This window comes from Paenibacillus sp. 2TAF8, assembly GCF_052114825.1.
GTDB lineage: Bacteria > Bacillota > Bacilli > Paenibacillales > Paenibacillaceae > Paenibacillus.
This window is the reverse complement of sequence record NZ_JBFRFN010000027.1, coordinates 1-18,931: the sequence shown is the minus strand read 5'-3', so window position 1 is coordinate 18,931 and position 18,931 is coordinate 1. Positions and strand designations below refer to the sequence as shown.

19 protein-coding genes are annotated in these 18,931 nt (G+C 47.1%); 18 read left to right on the top strand and 1 reads right to left on the bottom strand.

The genetic code is table 11. The features are described from left to right. Positions 1-20: 20 nt before the first annotated feature. The 17 genes from nadB to AB4Z30_RS25920 all read left to right on the top strand — a co-directional run bounded on the left by nadB (position 21) and on the right by AB4Z30_RS25920 (position 17,107). Positions 21-1,658 carry an L-aspartate oxidase gene (gene nadB / locus AB4Z30_RS26000; RefSeq protein WP_441930331.1) on the top strand — a complete coding sequence of 546 codons (1,638 nt, stop codon included), beginning with the start codon at positions 21-23 and terminating at the stop codon, positions 1,656-1,658. After that, positions 1,655-2,521 (top strand): carboxylating nicotinate-nucleotide diphosphorylase, encoded by an 867-nt coding sequence (gene nadC / locus AB4Z30_RS25995; protein WP_441930330.1) that lies wholly within the window; start codon positions 1,655-1,657, stop codon positions 2,519-2,521. The genes nadB and nadC overlap by 4 nt, the downstream gene beginning before the upstream one ends. 6 nt (positions 2,522-2,527) lie before the next feature. Beyond that, positions 2,528-3,298 carry a type III pantothenate kinase gene (locus AB4Z30_RS25990; protein WP_441930329.1) on the top strand — a complete coding sequence of 257 codons (771 nt, stop codon included), beginning with the start codon at positions 2,528-2,530 and terminating at the stop codon, positions 3,296-3,298. Positions 3,299-3,376: 78 nt separating this feature from the next. Further along, the gene (hslO, locus tag AB4Z30_RS25985) at positions 3,377-4,294 is read left to right on the top strand and encodes an Hsp33 family molecular chaperone HslO (RefSeq protein WP_441930328.1); all 918 of its coding nucleotides are present in this window, start codon (positions 3,377-3,379) and stop codon (positions 4,292-4,294) included. 23 nt (positions 4,295-4,317) lie between these two features. Then, on the top strand, positions 4,318-5,268 hold the full coding sequence (locus AB4Z30_RS25980; protein ID WP_441930327.1) for a peptidylprolyl isomerase: 951 nt from the start codon (positions 4,318-4,320) through the stop codon (positions 5,266-5,268). Positions 5,269-5,665: 397 nt separating this feature from the next. Next, the gene (cysK, locus tag AB4Z30_RS25975) at positions 5,666-6,604 is read left to right on the top strand and encodes a cysteine synthase A (RefSeq protein WP_441930326.1); all 939 of its coding nucleotides are present in this window, start codon (positions 5,666-5,668) and stop codon (positions 6,602-6,604) included. 274 nt (positions 6,605-6,878) lie between these two features. Continuing rightward, a complete protein-coding gene (locus tag AB4Z30_RS25970) occupies positions 6,879-8,456 on the top strand; it encodes an anthranilate synthase component I family protein (RefSeq protein WP_441930325.1) in 1,578 nt (525 codons plus the stop codon). A 134-nt stretch (positions 8,457-8,590) separates the two neighbouring features. Then, the gene (gene pabA, locus AB4Z30_RS25965; protein WP_441930324.1) at positions 8,591-9,169 is read left to right on the top strand and encodes an aminodeoxychorismate/anthranilate synthase component II; all 579 of its coding nucleotides are present in this window, start codon (positions 8,591-8,593) and stop codon (positions 9,167-9,169) included. Beyond that, positions 9,170-10,063: an aminotransferase class IV gene (locus AB4Z30_RS25960; protein ID WP_441930322.1), complete on the top strand. Its 894-nt coding sequence runs from the start codon at positions 9,170-9,172 to the stop codon at positions 10,061-10,063. Next, positions 10,060-10,926: a dihydropteroate synthase gene (gene folP, locus AB4Z30_RS25955; protein WP_441930320.1), complete on the top strand. Its 867-nt coding sequence runs from the start codon at positions 10,060-10,062 to the stop codon at positions 10,924-10,926. The genes AB4Z30_RS25960 and folP overlap by 4 nt, the downstream gene beginning before the upstream one ends. 123 nt (positions 10,927-11,049) lie before the next feature. Then, positions 11,050-11,412: a dihydroneopterin aldolase gene (gene folB, locus AB4Z30_RS25950; protein ID WP_090924638.1), complete on the top strand. Its 363-nt coding sequence runs from the start codon at positions 11,050-11,052 to the stop codon at positions 11,410-11,412. A gap of 9 nt (positions 11,413-11,421) precedes the next feature. Beyond that, a complete protein-coding gene (folK, locus tag AB4Z30_RS25945) occupies positions 11,422-11,970 on the top strand; it encodes a 2-amino-4-hydroxy-6-hydroxymethyldihydropteridine diphosphokinase (protein ID WP_441930319.1) in 549 nt (182 codons plus the stop codon). Then, positions 11,931-12,125 carry a helix-turn-helix domain-containing protein gene (locus tag AB4Z30_RS25940; RefSeq protein ID WP_441930369.1) on the top strand — a complete coding sequence of 65 codons (195 nt, stop codon included), beginning with the start codon at positions 11,931-11,933 and terminating at the stop codon, positions 12,123-12,125. The genes folK and AB4Z30_RS25940 overlap by 40 nt, the downstream gene beginning before the upstream one ends. 109 nt (positions 12,126-12,234) lie before the next feature. Then, a complete protein-coding gene (gene dusB, locus AB4Z30_RS25935) occupies positions 12,235-13,254 on the top strand; it encodes a tRNA dihydrouridine synthase DusB (protein ID WP_441930317.1) in 1,020 nt (339 codons plus the stop codon). Positions 13,255-13,505: 251 nt separating this feature from the next. Continuing rightward, the gene (gene greA, locus AB4Z30_RS25930; RefSeq protein ID WP_090924651.1) at positions 13,506-13,985 is read left to right on the top strand and encodes a transcription elongation factor GreA; all 480 of its coding nucleotides are present in this window, start codon (positions 13,506-13,508) and stop codon (positions 13,983-13,985) included. 114 nt (positions 13,986-14,099) lie between these two features. Continuing rightward, positions 14,100-15,611, top strand: coding sequence for a lysine--tRNA ligase (gene lysS / locus AB4Z30_RS25925; RefSeq protein WP_441930316.1), 1,512 nt, complete (start codon positions 14,100-14,102; stop codon positions 15,609-15,611). 158 nt (positions 15,612-15,769) lie between these two features. Then, on the top strand, positions 15,770-17,107 hold the full coding sequence (locus AB4Z30_RS25920) for a TrkH family potassium uptake protein (RefSeq protein WP_441930315.1): 1,338 nt from the start codon (positions 15,770-15,772) through the stop codon (positions 17,105-17,107). A gap of 132 nt (positions 17,108-17,239) precedes the next feature. Here the strand turns inward: AB4Z30_RS25920 and AB4Z30_RS25915 are convergent, their stop codons facing one another. Further along, positions 17,240-17,836 (bottom strand): TetR/AcrR family transcriptional regulator, encoded by a 597-nt coding sequence (locus AB4Z30_RS25915; protein WP_441930314.1) that lies wholly within the window; start codon positions 17,834-17,836, stop codon positions 17,240-17,242. Positions 17,837-17,923: 87 nt separating this feature from the next. On the opposite strand from AB4Z30_RS25915, the gene AB4Z30_RS25910 reads away from it, so the two are divergent. Further along, positions 17,924-18,472: a hypothetical protein gene (locus AB4Z30_RS25910; protein ID WP_441930313.1), complete on the top strand. Its 549-nt coding sequence runs from the start codon at positions 17,924-17,926 to the stop codon at positions 18,470-18,472. Positions 18,473-18,931 lie beyond the last annotated feature (459 nt).

Here is an 18,931-nt window from a genome sequence, read left to right as displayed (position 1 = left end):
CTCCGAGACAGGTGAATAAGATGATACCGCACTATATAGATGATTTTGATCTCTCTGCGCTACCGATGGTAGAGACAGATGTACTGGTAATTGGTTCAGGTATTGCCGGTCTGTTCACGGCCATTAAGGCCAGCGAGCAGCATCGTGTACTGATGATTACGAAGAAGTCTTTGCTTGAGAGTAACACCAGATATGCGCAGGGAGGGATTGCGGCCGTTATTGCTGAAGATGATTCGCCTGCATACCACTTGCAAGACACCCTTGTTGCGGGAGCAGGCTTATGCCGATCCGAGGCAGTTGAAGTATTGGTAAACGAGGGGCCGGACGGTGTCAGAGAACTGATCCGGCTGGGTACATTGTTTGACCTGGAGAACGGCGAGTTGGCGTTGACGCAGGAAGGTGCGCACAGCCACCGCCGTATTTTACATGCCAACGGAGATGCAACAGGATATGAGATTGTAAGAGCGCTCGCTGTAGAGGTGCACGAACATCCTGGCATCGACGTTTGGGATGAACATTTTGTCGTTGACCTCATCACGGATCGCGGAGAATGTATCGGTGCTCTGATTCTGAAAGAAGACGGTTCCAAAGTATTTGTCAAAGCGAAAGCGACGGTGCTCTGCTCTGGTGGTGCAGGGCAGTTGTACCGCTATACGACGAATCCTGATGTGGCTACAGCTGATGGGGTAGCTATGGCATACCGTGCGGGGGCTATAGTTCGTGACATGGAATTTATCCAGTTCCACCCGACATCCTTATGTTACCCGGGAGCTCCACGCTTTCTGGTGTCTGAAGCAGTACGAGGGGAAGGCGCTTACCTTCGCAACGTGAAGGGTGAGCGATTCATGGAGAAATATCATGCCCAGCTTGAACTGGCGCCTCGTGATATTGTAGCTAGAGCAATTGTCAACGAGATGGAACTGACAAATAGTATCTTTGTTTACCTTGACATTACCCATGAGCAACCGGAGATGGTGAAGCATCGTTTTCCTACCATTTACGAAACCTGTATGCGCTATGGCCTCGACATGACCACAGATTGGATTCCGGTTGCACCTGCTGCCCATTACATGATGGGTGGAGTAAAGACAGATTTGAGCGGTGAGAGCAGTATCGCCCGTTTATTTGCTTGCGGTGAGGTATCCTCTACGGGTGTACATGGAGCGAATCGACTAGCAAGCAACTCCTTATCTGAAGCGATTGTATTTGGCCGCAGAATCGTGGATCGAATCCATTCGTTGCCAGAACTTGAAGATTCACTTGGAAGAGATGTGAAATCTCTGAGTGAGGAGAATAAGAATATCAACCATGAAAAAGAACAGCAACATTCCAAGCCGGTATCGGAAAGACGTTTACGTCTGCAGAAGATGATGGTTCGTCAAGTGGGACTTCGAAGAAACGGAGAGAACCTGCAGCAGGCAATGGATAAATTGCAACAGGAGTTGTCATTTTTTGATCAAAGACTTACCCAAAGAGAAGAACTGGAGTATGCGAACCTTCTGACTTGTGCGTGGCTTGTCACCAGCGGAGCGCTGCACCGTGAGGAAAGCCGAGGAGCACATTACCGTGAGGACTTCCCTGCACGGGACGATGTAATATGGCAGAAGCATAGTCTGCAGCAGCGAGAACAAGCGATTGTGGAGGAATGGATGTCATGATACTGAACGGATATAATGAGGAACTAATTGAGACGATCAAAGGCTGGCTGCACGAGGATGTAGGTGCAGGAGATGTCACAACCAATGTGACCATCCCGGCAGGCAGTGAATCCAAAGCCGTAATCCACGCTAAAGATCATGGGATCATTGCGGGCATAACGATTGCAGAGCTTGTATTTCAAGTCGTAGATCCGGAGCTTCGTTATACGGCAAAAGTAAATGACGGCGATGCAGTCACTCCTGGCACTATTTTGGCAGAAGTTGAAGGGAGTACTCACTCTCTGCTTACTGGGGAACGCTTGGCACTTAATCTGTTACAGCGTATGTCGGGTGTCGCTACACGTACACGTTCCTATGTGGATGCCCTTCAAGGATTGAATACCAGACTTGTTGATACACGCAAAACAACGCCAGGTCACCGCTTGCTGGAGAAGTATGCTGTACGTGTTGGTGGCGGTGCGAATCACCGGTTTGGCCTGTATGATGCCGTTATGATCAAAGACAATCATATTAAAGGGGCAGGAAGCATTACCGAGGCGGTGCAGCGTGCACGGGCCGTTATTCCGCATACGATGACGATTGAAGTAGAGACAGAAAATCTGACCCAGGTGCAGGAAGCCTTGCAAGCGGGAGCAGATATCATTATGCTGGATAACATGCGGCCTGATCGGATGCGAGAAGCGATCGTCCTGATTCGTGAACAAGCTCCGCATGTGAAGGTAGAAGCATCTGGCAACGTGTCTCTCGAAACCATTCGTGGAATTGCAGAAACGGGTGTGGATGTAATTTCAGTTGGCAGGTTAACCTATTCTTTTGAGAGTCTGGATATCAGCTTGGATTTAAATGAAAAGAAAGAGGGGTGAACCTCTTTGATTTTAGTCGTAGACGTGGGTAACAGTAACATTGTGCTCGGGGTATATCAGGGCCGTGAACTGTTACACCATTTTCGTCTGAGCACATCTCGTCAGTCCACAGTGGATGAATACGGCGTATTGATTTATAATTTATTTCATATGTCTGGTATCTCGGCTCGCGACATTGAGGGTGTTATTATTTCATCCGTGGTTCCGCCGCTGGTGAATGTTATCGAGACGATGTGTATCAAATATGTGGGCAAAAAACCTCTGCTTGTTGGGCCTGGTATCAAAACTGGCCTGAATCTACGATATGAGAATCCGCGCGAAGTTGGGGCGGATCGGATCGTAAATGCTGTAGCGGCCGTAGAGAAATACGGCGGCCCCCTGGTGGTCGTTGATTTTGGTACAGCTACAACGTTTGATTGTATTGATGAGAAGGGCCATTACCTGGGAGGCGCTATTGTACCTGGCATTCACATTGCTACCGAAGCACTTTACGAGCGGGCAGCGAAGCTACCGCGAATTGAGTTGGAGAAGCCAAAGAAGGTTATTGGGCGCAATACCGTGCATGCCATGCAATCGGGCATCATCTATGGATACGCCGGGCAAGTAGATGGCATCGTAGAACGAATTCGCGAAGAGATGAAAGCCGAGCCTATGGTCATCGCTACGGGAGGCCTTGCTGCTCTGATTGCAGAAGAGACTCGAAGCATTGAGAAAGTCGATCCGTTGCTTACGCTTGAGGGGCTGCGTGTCATCTATGAGCGGAACCGGGAAAGATAGACATACAAGGGGCGGCATACAGCAGGCTGGGATTACAGCTTAAATGTGGAGCCGTTTTTTTTCTGTTAGGATATTAAAATGACACGCCAAAGGAGGCTGAATGACTTGGAAAACAACAACACACAGGACCGGTTGATCCGTGGTACAGCGATGAATGGAAAGGTAAGAGCATTTGCCGTCCAAACCACAGAACTGGTAGAAGAATTGCGCAGAAGACATGATACGTTTCCCACGGCTACAGCAGCTATGGGGCGTACAGTAACGACAGCAGCCATTATGGGTGCAATGTTAAAAGGTGATGAAAAACTTACCATACAAGTGAATGGAGATGGCCCAATAGGCCAGATCGTAGCCGACGCCAATGCCAAAGGTGAGGTTCGTGGTTATGTATCCAATCCGCATGTACATCTACCAAGCAATCGTTTTGGCAAATTGGATGTAGCTGGCGCTGTTGGTACAGAAGGTTTCATTAATATCACAAAGGATCTGGGACTAAAAGACCCGTATCGTGGTAGCATTCCTATTATTTCGGGTGAACTAGGCGAAGACTTCACGTATTACTTTGCTCAGTCAGAACAGACACCTTCTGCTGTTGGAGTGGGTGTCCTGGTCGATACCGATAACTCGGTTATCGTTTCGGGCGGATTTATAATACAGTTGCTCCCAGGCCTCAGTGACCCGGAAATTACAGAAATCGAGAATGCTATTGGTGCCCTACCTCCGGTGACAACCTTATTGAATGAGGGGCTGGAGCTGGAAGAATTGTTGCGCCGTCTTTTGCCGGATATACAGGTTATGGGTGAACTGGATATTACTTTTAGCTGCAGTTGTTCTCGTGAGCGTCTGGAACAAACACTAATCAGTCTCGGTCAGTCCGAACTAGAGCAGTTAATTGAAGAAGAAGGACAGGCTGAAGTGGTCTGCCAATTCTGTAATGAAGCGTATGATTTTAACAAAGAGCAACTAGAAGCCATCCTAGAACAAGCCAAGAGCTGATCGATGCGGGGACGGGATGCGGTATGACCAGACAGGAAAAAGGATTGTGGACGGCGGTTGTTATTTTGACACTTGGTGTGCTCGTGATGGGTACGGTTATGGCGATGCAAATGATCAATCAGGGGAAGGATGAAGCAGAGACACCTCATGATTCCAACCAAGAAGAGGGAAGTACGGTGGCGACGATTAACGGTGAAGTGATTACGGATAAAGCTTGGACGGATGCATTAAAACGACGTTACGGCAGTGAAATCTTGCTGCAGATGCTGAACCGAAAAGCAGTGTATGCGGAGGCTCTTCAACGCAATTTGGTGGTTACGCCCAAAGAGATCGCAAGGGAAATGTCTGAAGCAATGGAGGGGTATGACTCTGAGAAGTCATATTATGATGCCATGAAATCACAGCTCGGCCTGTCAAAGCAGGATCTCGAACTTGAGGCAGGTTACCGTTTACTGCTTGAAAAAATCGCCACAGCAGGTATTCAAGTTAAGGATGATGCTATTGAGCAGTATTGGGTAGAGCATCGTGAAGACTATATCACCCCTGAAAAATATGACCTATCCATCATTGTGGTAAAAGGAAAATCCGAATCAGAGGCTCTGCTCACGGCTCTTCGGAACGGGAAAGATTTCGAAGAAACGGCTCGCTCCGAATCAGAGGATAGTTACTCCCGAGATGCGGGAGGCAGACTGGGGTGGATCGAGCAGAACGACCCGTTCCAGCCCAAATCAATTCTGCAGCTTGCTGCCAATATGGAAATCGGTGAAATTGCTGGTCCGGTAAAGGTGGAGAACGGCTACGCAATCATTAAGATGAATGATAAAGCCGAACGCCAGGAGCAGTCGGCAAAAGAAGTGCATGAAGAGATTCGTATGGAACTGGCATTAAGTCAGGCTGATCCCCTTCCGCAGGTTGAACAGATGCTGCGAGATAAATATGAGGCTGTGATTCTCTCCGAAATCCCTGCCTCCTGAAACGATAAATGTAAAACGTCCTGTCTTATAGGAGTTGCATCTTGATAAAAATACTTTGTCTACGGTCTCAGGGCCCAAGGCAAAGTATTTTTTTGAGTACTCATATTGACAATGACGTGTAACGTTGATAAGATGAAAATAATCAAATACCTACTCATTTACTCGGATATAGATGATTCAAGATATGATAAACATGAATTGATAAGATTCAATGGAATTAAAGAAACTTTCGGAAAACTCGGCGTTGCCTATACCTGTATGCGTGTTTCATTGCAGAATGGAACGGATAATCACCGGATTTCCGCAGTTCCTCATACACATCCAGAGGCTTATTGGCACAGATCGCATAAGGTTACAGGAGTTAAGTGTCATTTATACCACTAAGGAGGGCATTCATATGGCTAAAGTAGTTAATAACGTAACTGAACTCATCGGGGGTACTCCGCTTGTTCGTCTGAACAATATCGTACCTGAAGGCAGTGCTGAAATCTTGGTGAAACTGGAATACCAAAATCCAGGCTCAAGTGTAAAAGATCGTATCGCGATTAGCATTGTTGAAGAAGCGGAAAAAGAAGGAAAGCTGAAACCGGGTGGTACAATTATTGAAGCAACAAGTGGTAACACGGGGATCGGCCTCGCGATGGTTGCTGCTGCTAAAGGCTACAAGTCCGTAATTGTAATGCCTGAAACCATGAGTTTGGAGCGTCGTAATCTGCTTCGTGCTTATGGTGCTGAACTTGTGCTTACACCTGGAGCAGAAGGAATGAACGGCGCAGTCAAAAAAGCCGAAGAGCTTTTGAAAGAAAACCCATCGTACTTCATGGCAGAGCAGTTCAAAAACAAAGCAAATGTGAAGATTCACCGTGAAACGACAGGTCCTGAAATCGTTGAAGCAATTCAGTCTGTAGGTGGAACACTCGATGCATTTGTTGCAGGGATTGGTACTGGCGGTACCATCACAGGTACGGGAGAAGTGTTGAAGGAAGCATTCCCTGGGATCAAAGTTGTAGCAGTAGAGCCTGCTGCATCGCCAATTCTGGCGGGTGGTAAACCGGGACCTCACAAAATCCAAGGTATTGGTGCAAACTTTATTCCTGAGATTCTGGATCAGGAAGTGTATGACGAAATCATTCACATCGAGAATGATGATGCATTTGAAACAGCTCGTGCTGTTGCGAAAGAAGAGGGTATTCTGTCCGGTATTTCATCCGGTGCTGCAATTCGTGCAGGACTTCAAGTAGCGAAAGAGCTGGGAGCAGGTAAACGCGTTGTCGTGATCGTGCCAAGTAATGGTGAACGTTATCTGAGCACACCGCTTTATAATTTCGAGGCATAATTAATTATGAGGATCAAGTTAATCCGGCAACGGATCAGCTTGATATTCCGAAATAGTTTATATGTATCCTTCCTGCCCTGACGGGTGGGGGGGATTTTTTGCGTAATGCTTTTAAAAGCAACGACGCTTTAGTATACTATCAAACAATAAGAACTATATAAGTTGAACACTCGTTTGCACAGCTTAATCTGTCATTGAAGTGGACTGGTAAAATTTTTAGTAACACTTATTTGGTCAACTTATATAGTGACACAGGAAAGGGCGGCGGGCCGCAATGACACACCTGATGACAACATATGCCGACTGGGAAGCGTGGGCTGGACAAGGCTGGACAATGCTACCTTATATAACGAAGTCGGATGAGGGGCCGTATCATGGCGGTTTACCGTTGACGTGGGAAGCTGCATGGCAGCATGCATCTCCTAATGCAATCGTACTGGAGAATGGCAAAGGAGGAAGATATACCTTCCTCGGCTTACATCCGGTGTCCATTGTTTCTGGCAAAGGGCAGGAAGCTACAATTCATGATGTGATTCAAGGGAAAACAAGGACAGACCAGGGCAAGCCACTGGATGTATTAAAACGATGGACGGAGCCATACCACGCACCTAAGGTTAATGGAGCGCCCGATTTTGCAGGCGGTTGTGCTGGATACCTTAGTTATGATGTGGCCAGATCACTGGAGAAACTGCCGACAATGGCTGAAGACAATCCTGCTTTGCCAGATTACTGGTGGATGCGGTTTGAGGAAATATGGGCATATGATCACGAGCAGCAGGCTCTTTTCTGTATGGTGCATGTGGAAGTAGATCCTAAGCAGAAGGAGAAAATGGATCTACGTAGTCTCTATACTGACGCAGAGACACGCGCGGTTGCGATGCAGAAGCGATGGCTTCATATTATGGGTTTTGCCCAGGCAGAGGAGCAGCTACAGGCGCTAGAACTCCGTCATCAGCAGGTTCATCTTGCACTGCGCAAAGAAGAATCTGAGCGGGAAACAGAGGGATGGGAGACGTCCTTCACGCAAGAGGATTTTGAACAAGCTGTGCGTAAGGTACAGGAATATATCCGGCAAGGCGATGTGTTCCAAGTTAATCTGTCACTAAGACATGAAAAGTTGCTTCAATCCAGCAGTGAGCACATCTACGAATGGCTGCGAATCGTGAATCCTTCCCCCTATATGGGGATGCTTCGCAGTCCCGAATTTCAACTGGTCAGCGGATCACCGGAATTACTCGTGAAAGTAGAGAACGGCAAAGTCAGCGCACGTCCTATCGCTGGAACAAGAAGAAGAGGGCGCGATGAGGCAGAGGATCAGGCGATGGAGCATGAGTTACTTGGTAGTGAAAAGGAGCGGGCCGAGCATATTATGTTGGTTGATCTGGAGCGCAATGATATTGGACGGATCGCTGCATATGGATCCGTTCATGTGCCTGAATTAATGACAATCGAGAAGTATTCACATGTCATGCATCTGGTTTCGCAGGTGGAAGGCGAACTTGCCGAAGGATTAACCGTATTTGATGTTATTGCTGCAACGTTTCCAGGTGGAACGATAACGGGTGCTCCGAAAGTACGTACCATGGAAATTATTGAAGAGCTTGAACCGGTACGGCGGGGGCCATATACAGGGTCTATTGGATGGATGGACTACAGTGGCAATATGGAACTGAATATCGTCATTCGTACACTTGCGATTCAGGATGGAACGGGTTATGTTCAGGCTGGCGCAGGTATCGTTATTGATTCTGATCCATATCGCGAGTACAGGGAGTGTCACAATAAGGCCAGAGCGATGATGAGAGCTGTGAATTACAGTGAACGAGCGGAGGCTGACACAGCGCAGGCATGAGCAGGAGTAACCAAGACGTAAGAAGGAACAATCGAACAGAATGAGGAATAGAGCAATTAAACTAGAATTAAATTAAGCAAAATAAACAAGGCATCCGCCGTATGCTGCGGTGGAAGATGAGGGGGAGCAGATTTATGATTCTAGTTATCGACAATTACGATTCCTTTACCTACAACCTGGTTCAATATCTGGGTGAATTGGGGGAGACGGTGGAAGTTCGCCGCAATGACGAGATTGATCTGGCAGGTATTGAAGCACTGGCACCGGATCATATTCTGATCTCTCCAGGTCCATGCACACCGAATGAAGCAGGGATAAGCTTGGCAGTTATTGATCATTTCAAAGGGAGCATTCCCATCTTTGGCGTTTGCCTAGGACATCAGGCGATCGGACAGGCATTTGGTGGCAATGTCATTCGTGCGGATCGTATGATGCATGGCAAAACATCCGAGATGCATCACCAGAGCACATCGGTATTTGCCGGTCTACCTTCTCCGTTTACAGCAACCCGTTATCATTCATTGATTGTGGAGCGCAGCAGTCTGCCGGATTGCTTGGAGATTACAGCGGAAACAGCTGAGGGTGAGATTATGGGTCTGCGTCACAAAGAGTATGCGATCGAAGGTGTACAGTTCCACCCGGAATCCATTATTACAGATCATGGTCATCAGATGCTTCGCAATTTCCTTTCACAACAAAGGGCGAACGTATAAATGCAATATGCCGCGATTAACGGACAACTGGTTCAACTGGCGGCAGCCGTGGTTCCTGTAACGGATCACGGCTTTTTGTACGGGCTAGGGCTGTTTGAAACCTTTCGAACATACCAAGGCGTACCTTACCTTCTGGAACGGCATCTGGAGCGCATGGCCTCAGGCTGTGAAGAGTTAGGGATTCCTTTTACCGTAACAGCAGAGGAAGTAAAAGATGGGATATCCCGTCTGATGCAGGCCAATAGTCTTGAAGAGGCGTACGTGCGTTATACGGTATCTGCTGGTGAAGCGCCGCTTGGTCTCCCTTCAGGAGATTATACGAACCCTAACCATGTCGTACTGGCAAAAGCATTACCTGAACCATCTCCAACCCTGTATGAGAGGGGGAAAATGCTCCAACGTCTCTCTACACCGCGTAATACGCCGGAAGGGCAAGTCAGGTTCAAGTCTCTTCATTACATGAACAGCATACTGGCGAAACGTGAGTTAAACGGTTATGGTCAGCACGACCAGCGAATACTGGGAGCAGAAGGGTTGCAGTTTACTCGGGAAGACTATGTGGCGGAGGGCATTGTTAGCAATGTGTTTTGGGTGCATGAAAAAATCCTCTACACCCCATCGTTGTCCACTGGCATTCTTCCAGGGATCACCAGAGCGGTAGTGATGGAGATTGCTACGGAGCAAGGCATCGCTTGCAGAGAAGTACAGGCACCGTGGGGAGATTTATTGCAAGCGGATGAAATATTTCTGACTGGCTCGGTGGCCGAGATCGTTCCAGTGACGACACTACGGGATCTGGAAGGCACAGAAACTTCGGTCAGTCACGGACATATCGGACCGGTTACCGCAGCGTTGCTGCGTATGTACCGAGAGAAAGCGGGGTATACTTCATGACACTTACACCAGTCATTTATGAACGGAAATATGAATGGGGGCCAGCTTCAATTACGTTGGGAACCCGGACACAGATTATGGGTATTTTGAACGTGACACCAGATTCATTCTCGGACGGTGGGCGATACAATAGTATGGAGCGGGCTGTAGCCCATGCCAAACAGATGATGGAAGACGGTGCCGATTTGATTGATATCGGCGGAGAATCCACTCGCCCAGGTTCAGATATCGTCAGTGCGGACGAAGAGCTTCACCGGATTATTCCGGTCATTGAAGCTTTGCACGTAGAGGCACCGCATATCCCAATCTCGGTGGATACCTACAAGGCCGATGTGGCTCGCCAGGCGATTCAGGCCGGGGCGCATATCATCAACGATGTATGGGGGGCCAAGGCCGACCCGGATATGGCGCGGACTGCAGCCGAGTTGGGCTGCCCGATTATTCTGATGCATAATCGCCAGGCGCGGGACTATACCGATTATCTGCCCGATGTTGTACGTGATGTACAAGCCAGCATTCAGCTTGCGCTTGCAACGGGTGTACAAGAGGATCAGATTATATTGGATCCGGGGATTGGTTTTGTGAAGGACCTCTCGGAGAACCTGGAGCTGATGTCTTCCCTTGGTCTGCTGAACGAATTGGGGTATCCAGTACTGCTTGCCACATCCCGCAAACGGTTTATCCAGCATACACTCAACGTGGGTGCAGATGATACATTGGAAGGCACCGCGGCTACAGTGGCATTTGGCATTGCCCAAGGCTGCCAATTGGTAAGGGTCCATGATGTGAAGTCGATCCGGCGGACGGCAGACATGTGTGACGCGATGTTATATCGTTCTCCGGGCTTACGGAGAAGATCATAATGGAGGGCCTCTACCGGCCCGTCCATGTTGGAGCGAAGCGTTTTGATATAGAAAACTTAGGGAAGATATAAGCGATACTCTCTCTACTTACACCGATATTTGAATAGAAGGCAGGCGAAATGGATGGACAGAATGGTATTGCACCGCATGGAGTATTACGGTTATCACGGTGTGTTCGCAGAAGAACGGAAACTCGGGCAACGATATTACATCGATCTGGAGATCGATATGGATCTGGGTGAGGCCGGGCGTAATGATGATCTGACCAAAACGATTAATTATGCAGAGATTCATGAACTGGTGAAACAGATCGTTGAAAATAAATCATTCCAGTTAATTGAAGCGTTGGGTGAACATATTGCATCTTCTTTACTAGACACTTATACTATTATCAATGCATTGACAGTCAAGGTGACGAAGCCACATCCGCCATTTGATATTCATTTTGGAGGCGTAACGGTAGAGCTTCGCCGCTCAAGAAAGTGAGAACCGATCATGATTGCACATTCGACCTCTGATTCCTCAGAGGCTTATATTGCTTTAGGGGCTAATTTGGGTGACCGGGAGCAGACGTTACTTGAAGCGTTAACGCTTCTGGATGCACACCCTCATATATCTGTGCTGCGCTGCTCTGCGCTATATGAGACAGAGCCGGTAGGGTATGTCGATCAACCTGCGTTTTTGAATATGGCCGCTGCGGTTAGCACTAGCCTGACACCAGAGCAACTTCTCGGCGAATTGCTGAGTGTAGAGAACCAGCTTGGGCGGGTTCGAGATATTCGTTGGGGTCCGCGTACGGTGGATCTGGACTTGCTCTGGATGCAAGGGGAGACAAGAGACACTGATCTGCTTCAACTGCCGCATCCACGTATGGGAGAGCGGGCTTTTGTACTGGTGCCGCTGTCGGACATTGTACCGCAGGATGAGGCATCAGGTTTGCATACCTTTGTACACGCATCGTTGTCTGTACTGGATGGAAAGGATGGAATACAGCGTTGGAAAACATGCAATTGGCCAATCGAATCCGGGCATTCCGGAAGTTGAAAGGGTTAACCCAGCATGAGCTTGCAGCTGAGACAGGCATTTCCTTGGCTATTCTGGGAACGATTGAACGGGGAAATCGCAAGGTGACACCAAGGGAACTCAGCAAAATTGCAGGGGTGCTGGCCATTAGTATTGAAGAGTTGCAGGGTCAATAATGGGCAACAATGAGCGAACAACAATGTATGAAAAAATAAATATCAGGACAGCCCTGGAATGTTGAAGACAATTGGGGCTCGGTATGGATAAAGAGGTGAAACAGCAAAGATGCTTAAGATTGGTAATATTGAAATGAAAAATCAGGTTGTCCTTGCACCGATGGCTGGTGTGTGTAATCCGGCTTTTCGCCTGATCGCGAAAGAGTTTGGTACAGGCCTTGTCTGCGCAGAGATGGTAAGTGGCAAAGCTATTGTGCATGGCAACCAGCGGACACGCGAGATGTTGTTTGTTGATGAACGTGAGAAGCCGCTCAGTCTTCAGATTTGGGGAGGCGACCGGGAATCACTCGTCGAGGCAGCCAGAATCGTGGATAAGGAAACGAATGCAGATATCATCGACATTAATATGGGTTGCCCTGTACCGAAGGTAACGAAGTGTGATGCAGGTGCACGCTGGCTTTTGGATCCGAATAAAATCTACGAGATGGTATCTGCCGTTGTAGAAGCTGTTGAGAAACCAGTCACCGTTAAAATGCGGATCGGTTGGGACAACGAACACATCTATGTGGTGGAGAACGCTCTTGCCGTGGAACGAGCTGGCGGAAGTGCTGTCAGCGTGCATGGACGAACAAGGGAACAACTCTACACAGGTACAGCCGATTGGTCGCATATCAAAAACGTCAAAGAGGCTGTCTCTATTCCAGTCATCGGTAATGGTGACGTATCTTCACCTGAGGATGCCCGCCGTATGCTGGATGAAACAGGCTGTGACGGAGTGATGATTGGGCGTGCTGCGTTGGGTAATCCATGGATGTTATATCGTACAATCCAGTACTTGAGCTCTGGCGAACTGCCTCCTGATCCAAATGCAGAGGAAAAGATTCGTGTTGCTGTTTTGCATATGGATCGCCTCATTGCACTCAAGAACGAAACGGTCGCTGTACGCGAAATGCGCAAACATCTGGCCTGGTATCTGAAGGGATTAAAAGGATCGGCCCGAATCAAGGACGTTATTATGGAAGGAACCAAGCGGGATGAGATGGTGGGCATTCTGGAGAACTTTGTGGAGCAGTTGAAAATGGAGGGGAACCTGGAGTCTGAACCGGTAATTGCGGGTAATGCCTCTTAATTAGGAGGTGTGTTGTAAAACGTTTACAGCCGCAGGGGATGTAACATTGACTTTTCGAGATCGTTCACCTATAATTTCTCAGTATAAATTCGCCATGTGCGTTTACTAAGTATAGTGCATCAGGAGGAATATTCTATTTCTCTGGAGAACTTCATATAGTTTTGAAGATGTATGCGGGCGGAGTTCTGTCATCAGCACTGATTCCGTTGCCGTACAATCAAATTATTCCCATGACAGGAGAATCGGTTGAGATGAGCGACAAGGAAGTTATCCTTACACCAGAAGGACTCAAGAAGCTGGAAGAAGAACTGGAAACACTGAAGTCAGTGAAGCGCCGCGAAGTGGCTGAACGGATCAAAGTAGCCATCGGTTACGGTGATATCAGTGAAAACTCCGAATACGAAGATGCGAAAAATGAGCAGGCTTTTATTGAAGGGCGTATCATTACACTTGAGAAGCTATTGCGTAACGCTCGAATTATCAACAGCGACGAAATCGATACCGATTCCGTAAGTGTGGGTGCAACCGTAACTGTAGAGGATTTGGAATTCGGCGATATCACAGAATATACGATTGTAGGTACAGCGGAATCCAATCCGCTTCAGAACAAGATTTCCAATGAAAGTCCTGTAGGTAAAGCGATTTTGGGCAAGAAAAAAGGTACAGTGGTTGATGTAAGTGTGCCTGCTGGCGTAATTCAATATAAAATTGTAGATATTAAAAAGCTGTAGTAACGGAGCAGTCAGGCGTAGTAGACAAAAGCTTCCTTAGGGAAGCTTTTTTCAACATTACGGACAAGCCTACACGTACAGGCTGCAATGTAAATAAGGAGATGAATACAGATCATGACGGATGAAGTCTTGAATCAGGAAACCGAACTTAGCGAGCTGTTACAGATTCGCCGCGACAAATTGGACGAGCTCCGCAAATTGGGAATCGACCCTTTTGGCCAAAAATACGTACGTACCGAAGAGGCCGGCTCCATTCTGAAGAAGTATGAAGAACTGACCAAGGAAGAGCTGGAAGAGAAGGACATCGAAGTCAGTATTGCCGGACGGATTATGGCGAAGCGGGGCATGGGTAAAGCAAGCTTTGCACATATTCAGGACCTGAGCGGCCGAATCCAGATCTATGTTCGTCAAGATAGCGTGCCAGAGGACAAGTTTACGGCATTTAGTCTGCTTGATCTTGGGGATATCGTTGGGGTATCCGGCGTTGTTTTCAAAACAAAAACAGGTGAGACTTCCGTTAAAGTTAAAGACTTGGAAGTGTTATCGAAATCACTCTACCCACTTCCGGATAAATATCACGGTCTGACCGACGTTGAACTGCGTTATCGTCAGCGTTATGTAGACCTGATCACGAACCCTGAAGTGCAGCAAACCTTCATTACCCGTTCGAAAATCATTCAATCCATGCGTCGTTACCTGGACTCCCATGGTTATCTGGAAGTGGAGACACCGACTTTGCATACCATCGCAGGTGGTGCAGCGGCACGTCCGTTCATTACACATCACAACGCGCTTGATATGGAATTGTACATGCGGATTGCGATCGAACTTCACTTGAAACGTCTGATTGTCGGCGGTTTAGAAAAAGTATATGAGATCGGTCGTGTATATCGGAACGAAGGTATGTCTACACGTCACAATCCGGAATTTACGATGATTGAGCTGTATGAAGCGTATGCTGATTACAAGGATATCATGGCATTGACTGAAAACCTGGTAGCTCACATCGCACAGGAAGTACTTGGTACACAAGTGATTCAATATGGTGATCATGAAGTGGATCTTACGCCGCAATGGCGCCGTGTTACCATGGTGGATGCGGTTAAGGAAGTTGTCGGTGTAGACTTCTCCGTTCATATGACCAACGAGGAAGCGCACAGCTTGGCTAAACAGCATAATGTTAAAGTAGAACCACATATGACATTTGGTCACATCCTGAATGCCTTTTTCGAAGAGTTTGTTGAAGAGACATTGATTCAGCCAACGTTCATCATGGGACATCCGCTTGAAATTTCGCCACTGGCGAAGAAAAGCGATACAGACCCACGCTTCACGGATCGCTTCGAGTTGTTTATCGTTGGACGTGAGCATGCCAATGCCTTTACTGAGCTGAATGATCCAATCGATCAGCGTCAGCGTTTTGAAGCACAGATGTTGGAGAAAGAGCACGGCAATGACGAAGCTCATGAGATGGATGACGATTTCATCCGTGCGCTTGAATATGGTATGCCACCAACAGGTGGTCTGGGGATCGGTATCGACCGTCTGATCATGTTGCTGACCAACTCACCGTCCATCCGTGACGTACTGCTTTTCCCGCATATGCGTCCCCGTACACAAGAGTAAATAAGGAACGTATCTTTCGTTCATAATAGAAGAGGAACCTGCCACTTGCTTCAAAGCTGGGCAAGTTCCTCTTTGGGTTTACATAGACAACTCAGGCGGATAGGTTAAGGTTTATACCGTTGCTCACATTTTTATTTTGGCTAAAAGAGGTGCCACTCATGAAGTTCAGGCTTCACATCGCCAGGTTCATATCTCCCCCTTTGATATTGGTTGGCGGTTTCTTGCTGATTATCTCTATTGGTACCGTTTTGTTGATGTTGCCGTTTTCCAATCAAAGTGGTACACATCTCGACTTTATTGATGCTTTATTTACAGCTACTTCTGCGGCATGTGTGACTGGGCTGGTAGTGGTAGACATAGGGACGACCTTCAATCTGTTTGGTCAGATTGTCATCATGATCCTGATGCAGCTTGGCGGACTTGGATTTATGACTATGGCTACGTTGTTTGCACTTGTGCTGGGCAAACGCATCTCTCTTAAGGATAGGTTATTGCTGAAGGAAGCCATTAATGCAGATAGCATGGAGGGGATTGTGCGGATTATCCGCAAGGTTCTGATCTTTTCATTCACTATTGAAGGGGTAGCTGCAGTTATTCTGGCTTTGCGCTGGGCTACCGAGATGCCTTTCATGCAGGCCGTATACTATGGAATTTTCCATTCCGTATCCTTGTTTAACAACGGCGGATTTGATCTGTTTGGTAACAGTTTTCAATATTATACCGGAGACTGGATTTTCAACATCACAGCTTCGGTTCTCGTGGTATCGGGTGGACTTGGCTTTGTTGTCCTGAATGATCTGTTTGAGTATCGCAAACGCCGTCGCTTATCTTTGCAGTCCAAACTGGTGCTATCTGTGTCAGGTGCGCTGATCGGTATAGGTGCAGTGGTGCTGTTTATTTTTGAATTCACGAATAGTCATACGCTGGGTTCATTAACTTGGAGCGAGAAAATCTACGCATCGTTCTTCCAGTCTGTCTCCACACGTTCTTCCGGAACCAGTACCATTGATATCACCCAGATGCGGCAGGCAACTCAGTTCTTCTTTATTTTGCTGATGTTCATCGGTGCTTCTCCGGGTTCGACAGGTGGGGGAATCAAGACAACCACGTTTCTGATTATGATCGGGGCAGTCTATGCCATGATTCGTGGCAACAAAGATATCGTCTTTTTCCGTCAGCGCGTCCCCAAAGAGTTGCTGATGAGGGCATTGACCATCATTATGGTCTCCTTGATTATTTTCATGATTGTGGTGATGCTTCTGCTGACGACAGAGGATGCCCCATTCCTTTCACTCATGTTCGAAGCAGCTTCGGCTATTGGTACGGTGGGGCTGTCGGTGGGCGTAACCCATGAGATGACTAATTGGGGAAAAATCATTATTACCTTCACCATGTTTGTTGGTCGGATCGGTCCGTTAACGATCGCGTATGCGCTTCGTCCCCGTAAAGAAAAGAAACTGTATCGCCATCCGGAAGGCCGGATTATTATTGGATAAAACAAAAAACGCAGACATTCATTATGGAGTCCCTATACAGAAATTGGGGCCGACATTGAATGCGTTGCGTTTTTTTCTATTGCCCCGCACACCAACACCTTAATAACCATGGAAAGAAATTCCCAACGTGGGCTATGTTCTAGGGCATAAAGATGCCAGGTGCAGGGTGAGAGCCTCGTCCATAAGTTGACCATTTACCTGATCGGGTCTAAGCACGGCATGGATAGCCAAGCCATCGATGAGAGCATACAGTCTGTCGATCTCAAGTTCCTGATTTAGATCTGGTCTGAAGATGCCGAGCTGCATTAAAGAAGTAATAACGATCTCGACAGATCGTCTAATATCATTATATACAGTGTCAGCCAGTTTTTTGAGTGCAGGATCAGTTTTGGATTTGGCAGTAAAAGCGTACCACACCTCCATTTCAGCCATTTTCTCATCCGTATTGGGTATGAATTCAAGCAGTAACTGTTTCATATGTTCCATCGGAGGGCCGTCGAAAGACATGCTTTGAATCCGGGCAGTTACCCGTTCCGATACAAGATTCATTGCATATAACAGAAGCTCCGACTGAGTGGAAAAATAGTGGCGCATGGATCCGACCGATATTCCAGCTTCCTCAGCGATATTTCGAACAGAAGCTTGTTCCATACCATGTTTCCGGATAATACGCCAAGCGGCTTCGGCTACGAGCATGCGCTGTTTGTCATGATCTACGATTTTAGGCATGTCATGATTATAACATCATTGATTATTATGGTACAAATGTGTTAAATTAATTGTAATACAGTCCTACTATATCGAGGGGGTGAAATTATGGTTGCTTATTTCATTATTGCGTGTGAGATTGCATTTTGGATATTTGTTGCGGCAGGTCTAAGTGTTCGGTATATGCTGGGTAAGAAGCGATTGGGATTGGCTTTGCTCGCGGCCACACCGATTGTTGACGTTTTGTTGCTCGTAGCCACTGTAGTAGATCTCCAACGCGGAGCAACAGCAAGTATGGTTCATGGCATAGCAGCTATCTATATTGGAGTAAGCATTGCTTTTGGACATCAGATGATTGCTTGGGCAGATCGTTACTTTCAATACTGGTTTAGAGGGGGAGAGAATCCTAGGAAGAATAAGTTATATGGAAGAGAACATGCGAGGAGCGAGCGTATAGGGTGGATCAGACATCTTTTCGCTTGGAGTATCGGGAGTGCGCTTTTGTATATTATGATATGGTGGATTGGTGATCCGGCTCGAACAGAGGTGTTTTCAGGTCTAATCCGAGTATGGGCAATGGTGTTGGGGATTGATCTCGTGATAAGTATTAGCTATATCTTTTGGCCGAGGAAAGCTCCTGTTAAAAATATAGGTTAACAATCCATAAGGAGTAACCGGTGTATATAAAATGTATTACTCATTTAATACCCTATTTCCTTGGGCAGTTCAGATTGTCCTAGGAAATGATCAAGATTATTGATAAAAGTGATAAAAAGCTTGCATTCGAAAACCATACATGGTATATTCTAATTCCGGCCAAGAAAACACAGTTTACACGGTGCGGCAAGCAAATGAAAACAAGCTTCGAAAGAAACTTGARAAAAAGAGCTTGCAAAGTTGGTTCGGAAATGKTATGATATAAAAGTTGCTGAAGCGAATGAGTGACRGTGACTAAACAAGTTTGATCTTTGAAAACTGAACAACGAGTGAGTGAAACATTCTGCTTGCAGAATGAACGTGAAGGTTTTGGTACATGCCATCTGGCTGTATGAAAACTGGAACACAATTGAGATTTTTAATCTCGTCAGATTCAAAATGAGCTTATCTGAGCTTATC